General features: G+C 69.2%; 18 protein-coding genes and 1 tRNA gene. 11 read left to right on the forward strand and 8 right to left on the reverse strand.

Annotated elements, in window-relative coordinates:
• Positions 1–10 precede the first annotated feature (10 nt).
• The 3 genes from RA210_RS05115 to RA210_RS05125 all read left to right on the forward strand — a co-directional run bounded on the left by RA210_RS05115 (position 11) and on the right by RA210_RS05125 (position 2,376).
• The gene (locus RA210_RS05115) at positions 11–880 is read left to right on the forward strand and encodes a phosphoribosylaminoimidazolesuccinocarboxamide synthase (RefSeq protein WP_201485615.1); all 870 of its coding nucleotides are present in this window, start codon (positions 11–13) and stop codon (positions 878–880) included.
• 98 nt (positions 881–978) lie between these two features.
• Positions 979–1,068, forward strand: a tRNA-Ser gene (locus tag RA210_RS05120).
• A 252-nt stretch (positions 1,069–1,320) separates the two neighbouring features.
• The gene (locus RA210_RS05125) at positions 1,321–2,376 is read left to right on the forward strand and encodes an extracellular solute-binding protein (protein ID WP_201485616.1); all 1,056 of its coding nucleotides are present in this window, start codon (positions 1,321–1,323) and stop codon (positions 2,374–2,376) included.
• Between the two features lie 94 nt (positions 2,377–2,470).
• On the opposite strand, the gene RA210_RS05130 is transcribed toward RA210_RS05125, so the two are convergent.
• Both RA210_RS05130 and RA210_RS05135 read right to left on the reverse strand, forming a co-directional pair.
• Positions 2,471–4,054 (reverse strand): glycoside hydrolase family 17 protein, encoded by a 1,584-nt coding sequence (locus tag RA210_RS05130; protein ID WP_201485617.1) that lies wholly within the window; start codon positions 4,052–4,054, stop codon positions 2,471–2,473.
• A gap of 106 nt (positions 4,055–4,160) precedes the next feature.
• Entirely contained in the window at positions 4,161–4,385 is a 225-nt protein-coding gene (locus tag RA210_RS05135; RefSeq protein WP_201485618.1) for a DUF2061 domain-containing protein, read from the reverse strand.
• A 272-nt stretch (positions 4,386–4,657) separates the two neighbouring features.
• Here RA210_RS05135 and RA210_RS05140 point away from each other — a divergent pair, with 272 nt between their 5' ends.
• The 3 genes from RA210_RS05140 to RA210_RS05150 all read left to right on the forward strand — a co-directional run bounded on the left by RA210_RS05140 (position 4,658) and on the right by RA210_RS05150 (position 7,212).
• Entirely contained in the window at positions 4,658–4,972 is a 315-nt protein-coding gene (locus tag RA210_RS05140; protein ID WP_168772511.1) for a DUF485 domain-containing protein, read from the forward strand.
• Entirely contained in the window at positions 4,972–6,630 is a 1,659-nt protein-coding gene (locus RA210_RS05145) for a cation acetate symporter (protein WP_136489857.1), read from the forward strand. Before RA210_RS05140 ends, RA210_RS05145 begins: the two co-directional genes overlap by 1 nt.
• Before the next feature lie 153 nt (positions 6,631–6,783).
• Positions 6,784–7,212 carry a hypothetical protein gene (locus tag RA210_RS05150; protein WP_201485619.1) on the forward strand — a complete coding sequence of 143 codons (429 nt, stop codon included), beginning with the start codon at positions 6,784–6,786 and terminating at the stop codon, positions 7,210–7,212.
• Positions 7,213–7,237: 25 nt separating this feature from the next.
• On the opposite strand, the gene RA210_RS05155 is transcribed toward RA210_RS05150, so the two are convergent.
• The 4 genes from RA210_RS05155 to mnmC form a co-directional block, all read right to left on the reverse strand.
• Entirely contained in the window at positions 7,238–7,465 is a 228-nt protein-coding gene (locus tag RA210_RS05155; RefSeq protein WP_136489859.1) for a YheU family protein, read from the reverse strand.
• Between the two features lie 55 nt (positions 7,466–7,520).
• The gene (locus RA210_RS05160) at positions 7,521–7,787 is read right to left on the reverse strand and encodes a metal-sensing transcriptional repressor (RefSeq protein WP_136489860.1); all 267 of its coding nucleotides are present in this window, start codon (positions 7,785–7,787) and stop codon (positions 7,521–7,523) included.
• Positions 7,780–8,337: a Tll0287-like domain-containing protein gene (locus RA210_RS05165; RefSeq protein WP_136489861.1), complete on the reverse strand. Its 558-nt coding sequence runs from the start codon at positions 8,335–8,337 to the stop codon at positions 7,780–7,782. The genes RA210_RS05160 and RA210_RS05165 overlap by 8 nt, the downstream gene beginning before the upstream one ends.
• A gap of 112 nt (positions 8,338–8,449) precedes the next feature.
• On the reverse strand, positions 8,450–10,411 hold the full coding sequence (gene mnmC / locus RA210_RS05170; protein WP_201485620.1) for a bifunctional tRNA (5-methylaminomethyl-2-thiouridine)(34)-methyltransferase MnmD/FAD-dependent 5-carboxymethylaminomethyl-2-thiouridine(34) oxidoreductase MnmC: 1,962 nt from the start codon (positions 10,409–10,411) through the stop codon (positions 8,450–8,452).
• Positions 10,412–10,534: 123 nt separating this feature from the next.
• Here mnmC and pap point away from each other — a divergent pair, with 123 nt between their 5' ends.
• Positions 10,535–12,025 carry a polyphosphate:AMP phosphotransferase gene (gene pap, locus RA210_RS05175; protein ID WP_201485621.1) on the forward strand — a complete coding sequence of 497 codons (1,491 nt, stop codon included), beginning with the start codon at positions 10,535–10,537 and terminating at the stop codon, positions 12,023–12,025.
• Positions 12,026–12,035: 10 nt separating this feature from the next.
• On the opposite strand, the gene RA210_RS05180 is transcribed toward pap, so the two are convergent.
• Positions 12,036–12,230: a DUF6316 family protein gene (locus tag RA210_RS05180; RefSeq protein WP_136489864.1), complete on the reverse strand. Its 195-nt coding sequence runs from the start codon at positions 12,228–12,230 to the stop codon at positions 12,036–12,038.
• Positions 12,231–12,383: 153 nt separating this feature from the next.
• Between RA210_RS05180 and RA210_RS05185 the strand changes: the two genes are divergently transcribed.
• Entirely contained in the window at positions 12,384–13,322 is a 939-nt protein-coding gene (locus tag RA210_RS05185; protein WP_201485622.1) for a DMT family transporter, read from the forward strand.
• Positions 13,323–13,325: 3 nt separating this feature from the next.
• Here RA210_RS05185 and RA210_RS05190 read toward each other — a convergent pair whose 3' ends face one another.
• A complete protein-coding gene (locus RA210_RS05190) occupies positions 13,326–14,720 on the reverse strand; it encodes a class II fumarate hydratase (protein WP_136489866.1) in 1,395 nt (464 codons plus the stop codon).
• Positions 14,721–14,887: 167 nt separating this feature from the next.
• On the opposite strand from RA210_RS05190, the gene RA210_RS05195 reads away from it, so the two are divergent.
• The 3 genes from RA210_RS05195 (at position 14,888) to RA210_RS05205 (ending at position 17,808) form a co-directional block, all read left to right on the forward strand.
• Positions 14,888–15,199: a BolA family protein gene (locus RA210_RS05195; RefSeq protein WP_136489867.1), complete on the forward strand. Its 312-nt coding sequence runs from the start codon at positions 14,888–14,890 to the stop codon at positions 15,197–15,199.
• 187 nt (positions 15,200–15,386) lie between these two features.
• Entirely contained in the window at positions 15,387–16,022 is a 636-nt protein-coding gene (locus RA210_RS05200) for a DsbA family protein (protein ID WP_201485623.1), read from the forward strand.
• Positions 16,015–17,808 (forward strand): ABC transporter ATP-binding protein, encoded by a 1,794-nt coding sequence (locus RA210_RS05205; RefSeq protein WP_201485624.1) that lies wholly within the window; start codon positions 16,015–16,017, stop codon positions 17,806–17,808. The genes RA210_RS05200 and RA210_RS05205 overlap by 8 nt, the downstream gene beginning before the upstream one ends.
• Positions 17,809–17,830 lie beyond the last annotated feature (22 nt).

A 17,830-nucleotide genomic window follows, 5' to 3' on the forward strand; every position in this document is an offset into this window, starting at 1 on the left:
AAATGCCGCTATGAGCACACCCACCACTCTGAGCCTGAAGAAGATCTACTCGGGCAAGGTCCGCGACCTCTACGAAATCGACGACAAGCGCATGCTGATGGTGGCCACCGATCGTCTCTCGGCCTTCGACGTCATCCTCGAGCAGCCGATCCCGGAGAAGGGCAAGATCCTCACCGCCATCTCCAACTTCTGGTTCGACAAGCTCAAGGGCCTGGTGCCCAACCACTTCACCGGCGACCGGGTCGAGGACGTGGTGCCGGCGGCCGAGCTGCCGCTGGTGGAGGGCCGCGCGGTGGTCGCCAAGCGCCTCAAGCCGGTGCCGGTGGAGGCCATCGTGCGCGGCTACCTGGTCGGCTCCGGCTGGAAGGAGTACCAGAAGAGCGGCACCGTCTGCGGCATCGCCCTGCCGGCCGGTCTCAAGGAGGCGGCCAAGCTGCCGCAGCCGATCTTCACCCCCTCGACCAAGGCCGCCGTCGGCGATCACGACGAGAACATCTCCTTCGCCCAGTGCGAGGCGATCATCGGCGCCGAGCTGGCCGCCAAGGTGCGCGACACCGCCATCGCCCTGTACAGCGCGGCGGTCGAGTACGCCGCGACCCGCGGCATCCTCATCGCCGACACCAAGTTCGAGTTCGGCCTCGACGAGGACGGCACCCTGACCCTGATGGACGAGGCGCTGACCCCCGACTCCAGCCGCTTCTGGCCGGCCGACAGCTACGCCGAAGGCAGCAATCCGCCGAGCTTCGACAAGCAGTTCGTGCGCGACTGGCTGGAGTCCACCGGCTGGAACAAGCAGCCGCCGGCCCCGGCGGTGCCCGTCGAGGTGGCGCAGAAGACCGCCGACAAGTACCGCGAGGCGCTGACCCGGCTGACCCGCTGAGCATCGCCGCGGCGCGCAAGTTGCTGATCCGGCGCGAAAAAAACTCTCGAGGGGGCTTCGCCAAACGGATTCTAGCTGGTATCATGTGCGCCGACTTGGGGGAGATGCCGGAGTGGTCGAACGGGACGGATTCGAAATCCGTTGTATCCGCGAGGGTACCTAGGGTTCAAATCCCTATCTCCCCGCCATATTCAGGCCCCGGAAGCTTCGGCTCCCGGGGCTTTTTCATTTTGCGGGGAAAGCTTTCCTCCCCGGTCGTGGCCGGCCTGTCCTTTCCGTGCTTTTCGTCCGTCGGCGGGAGCGCGTGCACGCTGGCTTTCGCGAGAAAAGGCCCTGTGATTCGCGCGCTCTTCTGAAGGCTGTCCATGGCTGTCGCTGCGCCAGGGGAAACCGCGGCGGGCGACCACAACGCTATCTACCCACCGAATGGATCTCGCACCGTGAAGAAATGGATCATGGCGCCGCTGCTGGCGTTCGCGCTGTCCCCCGTCCACGCCCAGCCCCTGAATGTCGCCAACTGGAACGACTACATCGATCCTGCGGTGCTGGCGGATTTCACCCGGGAAACGGGGATCGAAGTCAATTACCGGACCTACGACAGCGATCAGGAAGTCTACGCGCTGCTGAAGCAGGGCGAGGCCCTGGATGTCGTTGTGCCCTCCACGGACAACTTCGGCAAGCTGATCAGGGAGGGATTGCTGCGGCCCTACGCGGCGGCCAGTCTGCCGGGGTTCGAGGTGCTCGAGCCGCTGATCATGGCGCGCGTGGCCGGCCATGATCCGACCCACGAGTACGGCGTGCCCTACCTGTGGGGCAGCATCGGCCTGGCGGTGAACGTGCCGCAGGCCGAAGCCGCGCTGGGCGGCCCGGTGCCCAATACCTGGGGGCTGGTCTTCGACAAGGCCCTGCTGGCCAGGTTGTCCGCCTGCGGGGTAAGCCTGCTCGATTCGGCCAACGACGTGACCAGCCTGCTGGCCAACTACCAGGGGCGTAGCCTCGGAACGGCCGGCGAGGCCTATGTCTCGCGGGTGCTGGAGCAGCTCGGGCGGTTGCGCCCGCATTACCGCTACATCGACAGCAGCCGCTACGTCGACGATCTGGGCAGCGGCAAGCTCTGTGTGAGCATGGCCTGGACCGGCGATGCCCTGGCCGCTGCGGCCAAGGGGCTGCCGGTGAAGTTCATGGTGCCGGAGGAGGGCAGCCTGGTGTTCGTCGACATCCTGGCGATTCCTGCCGCCGCAAAGAACCCCGAGGAGGCGCAGGCCTTCATCCGCTACATGCTGCGCCCCGAGGTTTCCGCCCGCATTGCCCGGGCCACCTACTACCAGACGCCGAACGCCAGGGCGCGTCAGGCGCTGGAGGCGGAGGGCGGCAGCGTGCAGGCGGCGCGACTGAGTGCCGACATGTTCGGCTACCAGGCGCCGCGCGAGGAGGTCGGCAAGCTGATCGACGACTTCTGGCCGCGCCTGCTGGAGAATCGGGTAGGCGGCCGCTGACGCCTTCGCCGCCCCAGCCCAGCCCGGCACAGTCCGGGCTGGGCATGTCCTGCCGGACCGAGCGGCCGGGCTTTCCGCGGCGCGGGCGGGCGACTCAGGCGCGCGCCGGCAGTTCCGGCAGGCTGGGCATGCCCGACGGCTGGCGGCTGCGCCACAGCACGGCGACCAGCAGCAGGCCGACCAGTCCCCAGCCCGCGGCCTGGATGTTGAGCAGGGTTTCCTGCCAGAGCATGATCGGCAGGCCGATGCCGATCAGCACGGCGAGCAGGCCGAGTTCGTCGCGCGGTCCGCGCGACGGCCAGATGAAGAAGCTCAATGCCGGCAGCAGCATGGCGAAGGTGGGGAAGCTGCGATAGCGGGGGTCGAACACCTGGGCCATCATCAGCCAGGCGCCGGCCAGCGCAATGGCCAGCAGCAGCGTGCTGGAGCGGCTCGCCAGCCAGGTGGCCAATCGGGCGCGCCAGCCTGCCGCCGGCGGGTTGAGGTGCAGCAGCCCGCGCGCGGCGCTCAGCAGGCTCAGCAGGAGCAGGGCGCCGTGCCACAGCCACTCGCCCGGATGGCGGCTGTCCAGGCGCATCTGCTCGGCCCACAGGGTGATGACGGCGGCGGCGATGCCGGTGGCCAGCGGCAGTTGCCAGGCGGATGGCCGGGCGAGCGGAGCGCCGCCCAGCAGCAGGCCGCCGCCCAGCAGCAGGATGCTCAGGCCCAGCCAGTGCTGCCAGTCCGGCAGGTTGGATACCGGTCCGGCCAGCACGCCCTTGTCGTTGCGGTGGGCGTCGAACAGTCCCCAGTAGCCGCCGACGGTCCCTTCGCTGATGCGCTTCCAGGGCTGGTCGAAGGCCTCGATCAGGTTGTACTGCCAGCCGTTCTGCTCGGCCATGTCGATCACGCCGCGCATGAATCGCGCCTCGTTGACCCGGCTGGGGCGTGCATCCTCGCGCTGGCGGCCTTCGCTCGGCCAGCCGGTCTCGCCGATGAAGATCGGCTTGGGCGCATATCTTTCCTCGAACTCGTCGTGCACGCGCCTGACCTGCGCCAGTGCGCCGTCGATGCCGGTGGGATCGTCCTCCCAGTAGGGCAGCAGGTGGATGGTGATGAAATCCACCGCCGGGGCGATCTCCGGGTGGCGCTCCCAGAACTCCCAGACGTCGGCGTAGGTCACCGGCTGCTCGACGCGCGACTTCACCTCCTCGATCAGCGCGGTCAGGCGGCTGGCGCTGATCTCGCGGCGCAGCAGCGCCTCGTTGCCGACGATCACCGCGCTCACCACGTCCGGGTGGGCGTTGGCCATGCGGATCACCCGCTCGATCTCGCGGCGGGTCGCCTTGGATTCGCGGCTGACCCAGGCGCCGATCATCAGCTTGAGGCCATGCTGGCGGGCCAGGTCGGGCAGGTAGTCGAGGCCGGTCACCGAGTAGGTGCGCAGGCAGTCGAAGCGCTCGGCGAGCAGGGCGACGTCGGCCTCGACGCGCTCGCGGCGGATGTTCAGCGGCTTGTTGAACGGCGACTGGTCGTGGTCGAACGGGCTGTAGGACGCGCATTGCAGCTTGCCGCTGGCCAGTTGCGGGTCGGGCAGCGGCTGCTCGCGGCCAAGGCCGTACCACAGGCCGGCCAGGGCGATCAGGGTGAACAGCAGGGACAGGCAGTACAGCGGGAGGCAGCGCGATCGGGCGGTCATGGTGGCACGGGGCGATAGGCGGAGCCGCGGATATTAAAGATCGCCCCGCCCGTGCGCCAGAGGCGTGCACGTTCTGTAACAGGCAGCGCGGAACATGCAGCGGTGCTCAGGCGTGCCGGTGCTGCCAGCGCGCTGCGGAGGATTGCTGCCTGTCGGGCTGCCGATGCTCCACGCGCTGCCAGATCTTCTCGTGCAGGAAGAAGCCGACCGAGTTGCACAGCGGTTCGACGATGGCCAGCAGGCTGCCGACGGCCAGGCTGCCGGTCAGGGCATAGGCCACGCCGAAGGCGATGCAGAAGTGCATCAGGGTGAAGGTCATGGTCTTGAGCATGGTGCACCTCCGCGTGGTTGAACGAGATCGGTTGTCGCCTGGTAGCAAGCATGGCTCGCGGCGGGAGGTCTGGGAAATGGCTGTCGTCGATGGATCGAATAGGTGATCTCAATCAAAAGTCGAATTGTCACCAGTTTTTTCCGTCAAGGCCGCAGGCGCTCAAGATCAAGGGTTTGGGGCACGACTAAAGTCGTCTGGTGTTCGTCGGTGGGGGTCATAAAGTAGCGTACATGCCACCCAGTGGGAGGCTCGACAGACGTTGGAGACTAATAATGAACAATGAAAACGTGTACCGGCAGATCTATGCCAACCCACGCTTCCAGGAACTGGTCGCCAAGCGCGGTCGTTTCGCGTGGATCCTTTCGACGATCATGCTGGTGGCCTACTTCGCCTTCATCCTCGTGATCGCCTTCGATCCGAAGGTGTTCGGCATTCCGCTCGGCCCGGATACCGTCACGACCTGGGGCATCCCGGCTGGCCTGGGCCTGATCTTCCTGGCCATCGCCCTGACCGGTGTCTACGTGCAGCGTGCCAACGGCGAGTTCGATCGCATCAACCAGGAAATCCTCAACGAGGCCCAAAAATAATGATTGCTCGTTTCCTGAGCGCTGCAGCCCTGCTGGCAGCCTCCCCGATGCTGCTGGCGGGCGAAGCCCTGACCGGCGAAGTCCAGAAGCAGGCGACCAACTGGACCGCCATTTCCATGTTCGTGATCTTCATCGTCCTGACGATGGGCATCACCAAGTGGGCGGCCAAGCGCAACACCTCCACCGCCGACTACTACACCGCCGGCGGCAGCATCACCGGTTTCCAGAACGGCCTGGCGATCGCCGGTGACTACATGTCCGCGGCGTCCTTCCTGGGTATTTCCGCCCTGGTGTTCACCAGCGGCTTCGACGGCCTGATCTACTCCATCGGCTTCCTGGTCGGCTGGCCGCTGATCCTGTTCCTGATGGCCGAACGCCTGCGCAACCTGGGCAAGTTCACCTTCTCCGACGTGGCGTCCTACCGTCTCGGCCAGACCCAGATCCGCGTCCTGTCGGCCCTGGGCTCGCTGACCGTGGTCGCCTTCTACCTGATCGCCCAGATGGTCGGTGCCGGCAAGCTGATCCAGCTGCTGTTCGGTCTCGACTACTACGTCGCGGTGATCCTGGTCGGCGTGCTGATGGTCTGCTACGTGCTGTTCGGCGGCATGCTGGCCACCACCTGGGTGCAGATCATCAAGGCGGTCCTGCTGCTGTCCGGTGCCAGCTTCATGGCGCTGATGGTGATGAAGCACGTGGGCTTCGACTTCGGCTCCCTGTTCTCCGAAGCCGTGAAGATCCACACCAAGGGCGAGGCCATCATGAGCCCCGGCGGCCTGGTGACCGATCCGGTTTCCGCGATCTCCCTGGGTCTGGCCCTGATGTTCGGTACCGCCGGTCTGCCGCACATCCTGATGCGCTTCTTCACCGTGTCTGACGCCAAGGAAGCCCGCAAGAGCGTGTTCTACGCTACCGGCTTCATCGGCTACTTCTACATCCTGACCTTCATCATCGGCTTCGGCGCGATCCTGCTGGTCAGCACCAACCCCGAGTACAAGGACGCCACTGGCGCCATCATCGGCGGCACCAACATGGTGGCCATCCACCTGGCCAACGCCGTCGGCGGCAACCTGTTCCTCGGCTTCATCTCCGCCGTGGCCTTCGCCACCATCCTGGCGGTGGTTGCCGGTCTGACCCTGGCTGGCGCCTCGGCCGTGTCCCACGACCTGTACGCCTGCGTGATCAAGAAGGGCAAGGCCAAGGAAGAGGACGAGATGAAGGTGACCAAGCGCACCACCCTGGCCTTGGGTGTGGTCGCGATCCTGCTCGGTATCGCCTTCGAGAAGCAGAACATCGCCTTCATGGTGGGTCTGGCCTTCTCCATCGCCGCCAGCTGCAACTTCCCGGTCCTGTTCCTCTCCATGTACTGGAAGAACCTGACCACCCGCGGCGCGCTGATCGGTGGTGCACTGGGTCTGTTCACCGCGCTGGTCCTGACCATCCTCAGCCCGACCGTCTGGGTGCAGGTGCTGGGCAACGCCGAGGCGATCTTCCCGTACTCCTACCCGGCGCTGTTCTCGGTGGCTGTTGCCTTCATCGGCATCTGGTTCTTCTCGATCACCGACAAGTCCAAGATGGCCAGCGACGAGCGCGAGCGTTTCTTCCCGCAGTTCGTGCGTTCGCAGACCGGCCTGGGTGCCACTGGTGCGGTAGCGCACTAAGCGGCACGCTCAACCGAGCCAAGCAAAAAGGGGCAGCCTGCGGGCTGCCCCTTTTTGCTTGCCGGCGGCTTTTCTCCGTCGCCATGGCGCAGTTCCTTTCCTGCCGCCGGTCGCTGTGATAGAAGGCGGGCCTGTCATTTCAGGAGTGTCCGTGTGGATCCGGAATCCATCGTTTACGGTTGCATCCGCGACTGTCCGGACGGCGATCCGCAGGAGCGGCGCGTTCGCCGGCTGCACAACCGGCGCATGCTCGACGAGCTGCCGGAGATCGGCGCGCTGGCGCTGCTCAGCCGGCCGATGTTCTCCTTCTGCCGCTTCGAGGGCGATGGCCTGTACCAGACCCAGGTGATCCATTTCGGCGCCAGTTACCGTGCCGTGGAGTACGAGTGGGTGGCCTGGCTGAAGCAGTTCGAGGCCCTGCTCGGGCGACTGTACTGGTCCAGTGCGGTGGTGCATCTGGATACCGAGCTGCGCGGTTTCCACACCTTCCGTTGGGAAAGTGAACAGGGCTGCCATCATCCGGGCGAGGGCGTGCTGCGCATGCGTTGCGCCTGGGAGCACGAGGGCGGCGTGCGCGGCTGAGGCGGGGAGGGGCTGGGCGCGGCGCTCAGTCCAGCCATTCGGCCGGGGCGTCGCGGCGCAGCATCAGCTGGCACTGCTGGCTGTCCGGGTCGAAGGCGATGATCGCCTCGCCGCGCTGCAGGGCCTGGCGCACACGCGCGACGCGGGTGTCCAGCGGCGTGTCGTCGCCGTTGTCGGTGCCCTCGCGGGTGACGAAGTCCTCGATCAGGCGGGTCAGGGTGGCGGGCTCGAGCAGGTCGTGGGGAATCAGCATGGGGCATCTCGGCGACGCAGCGTCCCTGCTGCTCACGGGCGATCCTGGCGGGCGTTCAGGTGTATTTGGTGAAGATCGCGCGCACCCGGCTGAGGGTCGCGCGGCTGTCCTGTTCGGGATCGAGCACCGCCTCCTCCAGCAGGCACGCGAGCATTTCCTGGTAGGCGCGGTCCAGTGCCTTGCGCGCCGCGGCGAATTGCTGGGCGATCGCCTCGCAGTCCTCGCCGCGGCGGATCATCGCCTGCAGGCCGCGGACCTGGCCCTCGATACGGGCCAGGCGCTTGAGCATGGCGTCCTGCTGGTGGGGGGGCGTGTCACTCATTCGGGGTATCCAGGGTTCGACGCAGGGTGAAGGCGCCGCGCAGCTCGCCGAGGGCGAAGCCGCGGGCCTGGTCCTGCGGATAGCGTTGATCGATCACTGCGGCCAGTTCCGGCTTGAGCTTGCTGCCGTGGCAGGCCAGGCAGGGCTCGCCGGTGGGGATGGCCTTCATCAGGCGGAATTCGCCATCGACCACCTCGGCATGCCTGAGTTCGGCCACCGGCTCGCCGGCGGCGGCACGCGCGGCGAACTGCTCCAGCACCTGGCGCTCCCAGGCGTCCGGCGCGTTGTTCGGGTTGCGCACCTTCAGCGCGGTACGGCCGACCCGCCATGGCGCCTGGCTGTGCTGGGCGGCGATCTGCGGTGCGAGCAGCTGGCAGGCTTCCACGGCCTTGACCGGGCCACCATCCTGCATGGCTGCCTTCACGGTGTCCAGCAGCTGCTGCTGGAACGGCGGAATCAGTGCGGCGCCCTCGGCGGCGAGCTGCTGGGTGTCGGCGGCCATGGCCGGAGCGGCGAGGGTGGCGAGCAGGGCGAGACTGGCAATGCGCATGGAGAACTCCTGTAGGTGGCGCTTTCAAGGTACTGTGGGGAGTATCTTGGGGCGGCCGGCCAAAAGCAATCGCCGGGAGTCGCTCCGGCGATGTATGGCGCTGGCGCGGCCGTCAGCGACCGCGGATCAGTTCGCGCAGCAGGAAGCGGCTGGGGTGGCAGGCTTCGGCGACCGGGCGCGGCAGCGGCAGCGGTTCGTCGTCCAGCCAGGCGGCGATCAGCTCGCCGGACAGCGGCGCACTGATCAGGCCGCGTGAGCCGTGGCCGCAATTGACGTACAGGCCTTCCAGCCAGGGCGCCGGCGTATCGATGGGGCGGCTGGCGTCCTTGCCCAGGGCTGCGTAGGCGGCGCGGAACGCGCCGGCGTCGACCAGCGGGCCGATCAGCGGCAGGTAGTCGGCGCTGGTGCTGCGGAAGGCCGCGCGCCCGCCGAGGGCCGCCGGGTCGAGCCGGTCGCAGTGCAGGGCCTCGCTCAGGACGGGGGAGATCTGCCTGAGCATGCCGAGGTTGTCGAGGTGCTCCTCGGTCGACAACGCCAGGTCGTCGCGCTGGAAGTTGAAGCTGGCGCCCAGGGTATGCTCGCCGCCGCGTACCGGTGCGACGTAGCCCTCGGCGCACAGCACGGTCTTCAGCGCGCGGCTGGCTGCGGTGGCCGGCAGGCGGCTGATCTGTCCGCGGATGCGCTTGAGCCTGAGGTGGGCGGCGGCGGCGAAGCGGCCGACCTCGCTGGCGGTGCACAGCACCGCGACCGGCGCCTCGGCCAGCAGGCACTCGCCCTGCCAGGCCTGCCAGCGGTCGTCGATCCGGCGCAGTTCGAGGGCTTCGAGGTGGGGCAGCACGCGGATCGCGGGATGGTCGGCGAGCCGGCGGCACAGTGCGGGCGGATGCACCCAGCCGGCCTCGGCGAACCACAGGCCGCCCTGCGCCAGCGGCAGGCCGGCAAGTTGGCTGGCCTCGGCGGCATCCACCGCGCGCAGCAGGTCCGGCGGGAAGGCGGCGGCCAGGCGCTGCTGGCGCTCGGCTTCCTTGCCGTCGAAGGCCAGCTGCAGCACGCCGCAGGCGCTCCAGTCGTCGCCTGCCTGCAGGCGCTCGAGCAGGCGGCGGGTATGGCCGAAGCCGCCGACCACCAGCTGCGACAGGGCGGTGCCGTGGGCGGAAAGCTTGAGGTAGAGCACGCCCTGGGGGTTGCCCGAGGCCTCCTCGGCCAGTGCGCCGTGGCGCTCCAGCAGGGTGACCTGCCAGCCGCGCATGGCCAGGCTGGCCGCGGTGGCGCAGCCGGCCAGGCCGCCGCCGACCACCAGCACCTGACGGCTGCCCGGCGGCTGCGGCGGGCGGGCGTACCAGGGCTTGCCGGTTGCGGCAGGGGAACCCCGGAAGTCGCCGGCGAGCATCTCGCGCTTGTGGCCGAAGCCCTGGACCTTGCGCATGGCGAAACCGGCCTCGCCGAGGCCGCGGCGCACGAAACCGGCGCAGGTGAAGGTGGCCAGGCTGGCGCCGGGGGCGGACAGCCGGGCGAGTTGGGCGAACAGCGCCGGCGTCCACATCTCGGGATTCCTGGCCGGCGAGAAGCCGTCGAGGAACCAGGCGTCGACCCGCGCATCCAGCTGCGGCAGGCAGTCGAGCACATCGCCCACCAGCAGGGTCAGGATCACCCGACCGCCGGCGAAGGCCAGACGCTGGAAGCCCGGGTGCAGCGCGAGGTACTGCGCCTGCAGCTGGCTGCTCCAGGGCGCCAGCTCCGGCCACAGGGCCAGGGCGCGCTCGAGGTCGCTGCGGGTCAGCGGATACTTCTCGACGCTGACGAAGTGCAGGCGGGCATCGGCCGGTGCCGTCTGCTCGAACAGCTGCCAGGTGCAGAGGAAGTTGAGGCCGGTGCCGAAGCCGGTCTCGCCGATCACCAGGCGCCCGCCGGCCGGCAGGGCGGCGAAGCGCTCGGCCAGCCGGTTGTGGGCGAGGAACACGTGGCGGGTCTCCTCCAGCCCCGAGGCGCGGGAGAAGTAGACGTCGCCGAAGGTGCGCGAGTGCGGCTGGCCCTGTTCGTCCCAGTCGAGCTGGGCATGCGGTTGGTCGGTCATCGGTGTGGTGCGCGGAAAAGTGGGGCGCGTATTCTAGCCGATCGGCGGGAAGCGGCCGACAAACCCCTTGCGCGACTCCCCCGCCCATCGGCTAGTCTGCGCGCATCGCCAGGGAGAGCTTGCATGTTCGAATCCGCCGAAATCGGCCACCAGATCGACAAGGAAACCTACGACGCCGCCGTGCCCGAGCTGCGCGAGGCGCTGCTCGAGGCGCAGCTCGAGCTGCGCCAGCAGGCGCGCTTTCCAGTGATCATCCTGCTCAATGGTATCGAGGGCGCCGGCAAGGGCGAGACGGTCAAGCTGCTCAACGAGTGGATGGACCCGCGGCTGATCCAGGTCGAGACCTTCGACCAGCAGACCGACGAGGAGCTGGCTCGCCCGCCGTTCTGGCGCTACTGGCGGCGCCTGCCGCCCAAGGGGCGCACCGGCGTGTTCTTCGGCAACTGGTACAGCCAGATGCTGCAGGGCCGGGTGCACGGGCGCATCGACGATGCCCGGCTCGACCAGGCCATCGGTACGGCGGTGCGCTTCGAGCGCATGCTCTGCGACGAGGGCGCGCTGATCTTCAAGTTCTGGCTGCACCTGTCGAAGAAGCAGATGAGGGCGCGCCTGAAGACCCTGCAGGACGATCCGCTGCACAGCTGGCGGATCAGCCCGCTGGACTGGCAGCAGTCGAAGACCTACGACGACTTCGTGCGCTACGGCGAGCGGGTGCTGCGCCGCACCAGCCGCGACTACGCGCCCTGGTATGTGGTCGAGGGCAGCGACGAGCGCTACCGCAGCCTGACCATCGGCCGCATCCTGCTCGAAGGGCTGCAGGCGGCGCTGCAACTGCAGGAGCGCCCCAAGCGCCAGCCGCATGCCGCCCCGGTCGCCGCCAGCATCGACAATCGCGGGCTGGTCGACAGCCTGGACATGACCCAGAGCCTGGACAAGGACAGCTACCAGCAGCAGCTGGAGGCCGAACAGGCGCGCCTGGCGCGGCTGCTGCGCGACAAGCGCATGCGCCGCCATGCACTGGTGGCGGTGTTCGAGGGCAACGATGCGGCGGGCAAGGGCGGGGCGATCCGCCGGGTGACCGGCGCGCTGGACCCGCGCCAGTACCACATAGTGCCGGTGGCGGCGCCGACCGAGGAGGAGCGGGCGCAGCCCTACCTGTGGCGCTTCTGGCGGCACATCCCGGCGCGCGGCCGCTTCACCATGTTCGACCGCTCCTGGTACGGCCGCGTGCTGGTCGAGCGGGTCGAAGGCTACTGCTCGTCGGCCGACTGGCTGCGTGCCTACAACGAGATCAACGACTTCGAGGAGCAGCTCACCGATGCCGGCGTGGTGCTGGTGAAGTTCTGGATGGCGATCGATCAGCAGACCCAGCTCGAGCGCTTCAAGGAGCGCGAGCAGACCGCGTTCAAGCGTTTCAAGATCACCGAGGACGACTGGCGCAACCGCGACAAGTGGGCGCACTACATCGATGCGGTGAACGACATGGTCGACCGCACCAGTACCGAGATCGCGCCCTGGACCCTGGTCGAGGCCAACGACAAGCGCTTCGCCCGGGTCAAGGTGCTGCGCACCCTCAACGAGGCGCTGGAGGCGGCCTTCGCGCGCAAGCGCTGAGCCGCCGGCCTCAGTGCCTGCGCTGCAGGTTGCTCATGTGGACTACGTAGCGGTTGGCTGCCTGCTGAGCGTCGACGCGGGTGTAGAAGGGGCCTTCCAGCGTGCCTTCGCGGGTGGCGAAGAAATACTGGCCGTTGACAGCGCTGATGCGATCCGTGCGGTAGTAGCTGCCGGGGGCCATATCCTGCTGTCGCTTGCCGATCATCACGAACTCTCCCGCAGGGGTGTGGACTCGTTAAGTCTAGTCGCTGCAGGCGGCGCGGCGCCCGCAGGCGACCGGTGGCGCCGCCGGCTGTCGCCCGGAGCGCGCCAGGTCTAGAATGCGGCGCTTCCCCATCCTGCCCGGCGTGACTATCCCATGCATGTTTCCAGTGGCCGCCGGCTGTACGGCCTGTTCCTGTCCCTGATCACCGTGGTGCTCTGGGGCATCCTGCCGATCCAGCTCAAGCAGGTGCTGCAGGCGATGGACCCGGTCACCGTCACCTGGTACCGGCTGGCCAGCTCGGGGCTGATCCTGCTGGCCTGGCTCGGCGCCACGCGTCGGCTGCCGTCGCTGCGCCCGCTGGGGCGGCGTGGCGGCGCCCTGCTGGCGCTGGCCATCGGCGGGCTGACCGCCAACTACGTGCTCTACCTGCTGGGCCTCGAGCGCCTCAGCGCCGGCACCACCCAGCTGCTGATCCAGACCGCGCCGATCATGCTGCTGCTGGCCAGCCTGCTGGTGTTCCGCGAGTCCTTCGGCCGCGTCCAGGGCGTGGGGCTGGCCGTGCTGCTGCTGGGCTTCGGGCTGTTCTTCAACCAGCGCCTGGGCGAGCTGTTCGGCTCCCTCGGCGACTACACCCTCGGCGTGCTCACCGTGCTGGCCGCGGCGCTGGTCTGGGTGTTCTACGGTCTGGCGCAGAAGCAGCTGCTGACCCAGTGGAGTTCGGCGCAGATCATGATGGTCATCTACCTGGCCTGCGCGGCGCTGCTGACGCCCTGGGCCCAGCCGACCCAGCTGCTGGCGCTGAGCCCGCTGCAGGCCTGGCTGCTGCTGGCCTGCTGCCTGAACACCCTGGTGGCCTACGGCGCCTTCGCCGAGGCGCTGGCCCACTGGGAGGCGTCGCGGGTCAGCGCCACCCTGGCGCTGACCCCGCTGGTCACCCTCGGCGCGGTGGCCGCGGCCGCCAGCCTGTGGCCGGCGCTGGTGCCGGCCGAGGAGCTCAACCTGCTGGCCTACGGCGGCGCGCTGCTGGTGGCCGGCGGCTCGGCGCTGGTGGCGCTGGCGCCGTCGCTGCTCGCCGGGCGCCGCCGGGGCTGAGCCTCAGCCTTCCTCGCCGGCCTGCAGCATGCGCTCGGGGCGCACCCAGGCGTCGAACTCGGCGTTGCTGAGGTAGCCCAGCGCCAGCGCCGCCTCGCGCAGGCTGGTGTTCTCCGCGTAGGCCTTCTTGGCGATCTGCGCGGCCTTGTCGTAGCCGATGTGCGGGTTGAGCGCGGTGACCAGCATCAACCCGCGCTCGAGCTGCTCGGCCATGCGCGCGGCATCCGGCTCCAGGCCCCGGATGCAGTGCTCGTTGAAGTTGCGGCAGCCGTCGCCGAGCAGGCGAATCGACTGCAGCAGGTTGTGCACGATCACCGGCTTGAACACGTTGAGCTGCAGGTGGCCCTGGCTGGCGGCGAAGCACACGGTGGCGTCGTTGCCGAGCACCTGGCAGGCGAGCATCGACAGCGCCTCGCACTGGGTCGGGTTGACCTTGCCGGGCATGATCGAGCTGCCCGGCTCGTTGGCCGGCAGGCGCACCTCGGCCAGGCCCGCGCGCGGGCCGGAGCCGAGCAGGCGCAGGTCGTTGGCCAGCTTCATCAGGGTCACCGCCAGGGTCTTCAGCGCGCCGGACAGGCTGACCAGCGGTTCGTGGCCGGCGAGGGCGGCGAACTTGTTGGGTGCGCTGACGAACAGCTGCTCGGACAGCTCGCTGATCTCGCGGGCGATGGCCTCGGCGAAGCCCTGCGGCGCGTTCAGCCCGGTGCCCACCGCGGTGCCGCCCTGGGCCAGCTCGCCGACCGCCGGCAGTGCCGCGTGGATGGCGCGGTCGGCGTGCTCGAGCTGGGCGACGAAGGCCGACAGTTCCTGGCCGAAGGTGATCGGCGTGGCGTCCATCAGGTGCGTGCGGCCGGTCTTGACCAGCTCGCGGTGGCGCTGCGCCTGCTCGGCGAGGCCGTCGCGCAGCTCGTGCAGCGCCGGCAGCAGCTGCGCGTGCACCGCCAGCAGCACGGCGATGTGCATGGCGGTGGGGAAGCAGTCGTTGGAGCTCTGCGCGCGGTTGACGTGGTCGTTGGGGTGCACCGGCTGCTTGCCGCCGCGGCCCTGGCCGGCCAGCTCGTTGGCGCGCCCGGCGATCACCTCGTTGACGTTCATGTTGCTCTGCGTGCCGCTGCCGGTCTGCCACACCACCAGCGGGAACTGGCCGTCGTGCTGGCCGGCCAGCACCTCGTCGGCGGCCTGCTCGATCAGCGCGGCGATGTCCGCCGGCAGGGCGCCGCTGCGCGCGTTGACCCGCGCGGCGGCCTTCTTGATCAGCGCCAGGGCGTGGATCACCGCCAGCGGCATGCGCTCGCTGCCGATGGCGAAGTTGATCAGCGAGCGCTGGGTCTGCGCGCCCCAGTAGGCGTCGTCCGGGACCTCGATCGGGCCCAGGCTGTCGGTTTCGGTGCGGCTCATCGGCTGGTCTCCGCGGTGGCTCGGCTCCCTCAGTCTAGGCGGCCACTGTCCGCGGGGCGCTCCGTCCGTCCAGCCGCTGCGACAGTCCTGCGCTTGAGCGGGCCGGGCGATGCGCGGAAAATGGCGGCATTCCCGGGCGTCGCCCGAAACCATTGCGGAGCATTCCCATGTCGATGCAGGAACAGATCAGCCAGGCGCTCGCCGCCGCCTTCGCACCGCAGCACCTGGAGGTGGTCAACGAGAGCCACATGCACAGCCGCGGCCAGGAGAGCCACTTCAAGGCGGTGGTGGTCAGCGACGCCTTCACCGGCCTGCGCCCGGTGCAGCGCCACCAGAAGGTGTATGCCGCGCTCGCCGAGCTGATGCCGCAGTTCCACGCGCTGGCCCAGCATACCTACACCCCCGAGGAGTGGGCCGCGCTGGGCGTGGCGCCGGACTCGCCGGCCTGCCTGGGCGGCAGCAAGCACGACCGCCACTGAGTCGCCGGCCCGCCGCGCCGCCGGCTGTTCGACAAGCCCGGCGGACTGCGCCAACCTCTGAGCAAGGGAGTCTGCCGGGGGCCGGGCCGTGCCCGTCGAATCCCCCGGGCCGCAGGGCCCGTATTTGATCCCGGTGCGCAGGGCGCACCCCCACCGGCCGGCGCCTGCCCGGCCAACAGGAGCCCGGATGAACGCCCGCCTGCTCTATGTGATGGACCCCATGTGTTCCTGGTGCTGGGGCTTCGCCCCGGTGTTCGACGCCCTGGCCGCCCAGGCCCAGAAAGCCGGCATGGCCCTGCACCTGGTCGCCGGCGGCCTGCGCCCGGGCAGCGCGCAGGCGCTGGACGGCAGCACCCGCGACTACATCCTTCGGCACTGGCGCGCGGTGGCCGAGCGTACCGGCCAGGCGTTCCGCTTCGAGGATGCCCTGCCGGATGGCTTCGTCTACGACACCGAACCGGCCAGTCGCGCCCTGGTGGCGGTGCGCAGCCTGGCGCCGGACAAGGTCTGGCCGCTGGTGTGGGCGATCCAGCAGGCGTTCTACGTCGAGGGCCGCGACGTCACCCGGCCGGCGCTGCTGGTCGAGCTGGCCGAGGCGGTCGGCGTGCCGCGGTCCGCCTTCGCCGCGGCCTTCGACAGTCCGGCCCAGCGTGCGGCGACCCAGGCCGATTTCGAGCGGGTGCAGAACCTCGGCATCGCCGGCTTTCCCACCCTGCTGGCCGAGCGCAACGGCCAGCTGGCGCTGCTGACCAACGGCTACCAGCCGCTGGACGCCCTGGCGCCGCTGCTCGGCCGCTGGCTGGAGCGTCGCGCCCGTGGCTGAGCCGGCCGGCGGCGACCGGCTGGGCTGGGCGGAGATCCGCCGCCTGGCCCTGCGCCATCGCCGTCCCCTGCTGCTCGCCAACCTGCTGGCGGTGCTGGCTACCCTGTGCAGCGTGCCGATCCCGCTGCTGCTGCCGCTGCTGGTCGACGAGGTGCTGCTGGGGCAGGGCGATGCCGCGCTGCGGGTGATGGACCGTTTCCTGCCGGCGGCCTGGCAGCAGGCGGCCGGCTACATCGGCCTGATGCTGCTGGTGACCCTGCTGCTGCGCGGCGCCGCGCTGGCGCTCAACGTGCTGCAGGCACGGCTGTTCGCCGGGCTGTCCAAGGACGTGGTGTACCGCCTGCGCCTGCGCCTGATCGAGCGCCTCAAGCGCATCTCCCTCGGCGAGTACGAGAGCCTCGGCAGCGGCACGGTGACCGCGCACCTGGTCACCGATCTGGACACCCTCGACAAGTTCGTCGGCGACACCCTGAGCCGTTTCCTGGTGGCGCTGCTGAGCCTGGCCGGCACCTCGGCGATCCTGATCTGGATGCACTGGCAGCTGGCGCTCTTGATCCTGCTGTTCAACCCGCTGGTGATCTACGCCACCGTGCTGCTCGGCAAGAAGGTCAAGCACCTGAAGAAGCTGGAGAACGACAGCACCGCACGCTTCACCCAGGCGCTCGGCGAGACCCTCGAGGCGATCCAGGAGATCCGCGCCGGCAACCGCCAGGGCTTCTTCCTCGGTCGCCTCGGCGGCCGCGCCCGCGAGGTGCGCGACTACGCGGTGGCCTCGTTGTGGAAGAGCGACGCCGCCAGCCGCGCCAGCGGCCTGCTGTTCCAGTTCGGCATCGACGTGTTCCGTGCCGCCGCCATGCTCACCGTGCTGTTCTCCGACCTGTCGATCGGCCAGATGCTCGCGGTGTTCAGCTACCTGTGGTTCATGATCGGCCCGGTCGAGCAGCTGCTCGGCCTGCAGTACGCCTACTACGCCGCCGGCGGCGCGCTGAGCCGGATCAACGAGCTGCTCGCCCGCGCCGACGAGCCGCAGCATGCCGGCGGCGTCGATCCCTTCGCCGGGCAGACCACGCTGGGCATCGAGGTGCGCGGCCTGCGCTTCGCCTACCGCGACGAGCCGGTGCTCGACGGCCTCGACCTCTCCATCGCGGCGGGCGAGAAGGTGGCCATCGTCGGCGCCTCGGGCGGCGGCAAGAGCACCCTGGTGCAGCTGCTGCTCGGCCTCTACACACCGCAGGCCGGGAGCATCCGCTTCGGCGGCGCGACCCTCGAGGAGATCGGCCTGGAGCGGGTGCGCGAGCAGGTGGCGGTGGTGCTGCAGCATCCGGCGCTGTTCAACGACACGGTGCGCGCCAACCTGAGCATGGGCCGCGACTGCAGCGAGGCCGACTGCTGGCGCGCCCTGGAGATCGCCCAGCTGGCCGACACCGTGCGCGCCCTGCCGCAGGGCCTGGACAGCGTGGTCGGCCGCTCCGGCGTGCGCCTCTCCGGCGGCCAGCGCCAGCGCCTGGCCATCGCGCGGATGATCCTCGCCGAACCCAGGGTGGTGATCCTCGACGAGGCCACCTCGGCGCTGGACGCCGCCACCGAGTACGCCCTGCATCAGGCGCTGGGCGCCTTCCTCAAGGGGCGCACCACGCTGATCATCGCCCACCGCCTGTCGGCGGTGAAGCAGGCCGACCGCGTGCTGGTGTTCGACGGCGGGCGCATCGCCGAGCAGGGCGAGCATCAGCAGCTGATCGCCGAGGGCGGCCTGTATGCGCGCCTGTACGGCCATCTGCAGCACTAGCCGGCTAGAATGGCCGCTTCCC

The organism is Pseudomonas sp. OF001 (assembly GCF_904426495.1).
GTDB lineage: Bacteria > Pseudomonadota > Gammaproteobacteria > Pseudomonadales > Pseudomonadaceae > Geopseudomonas.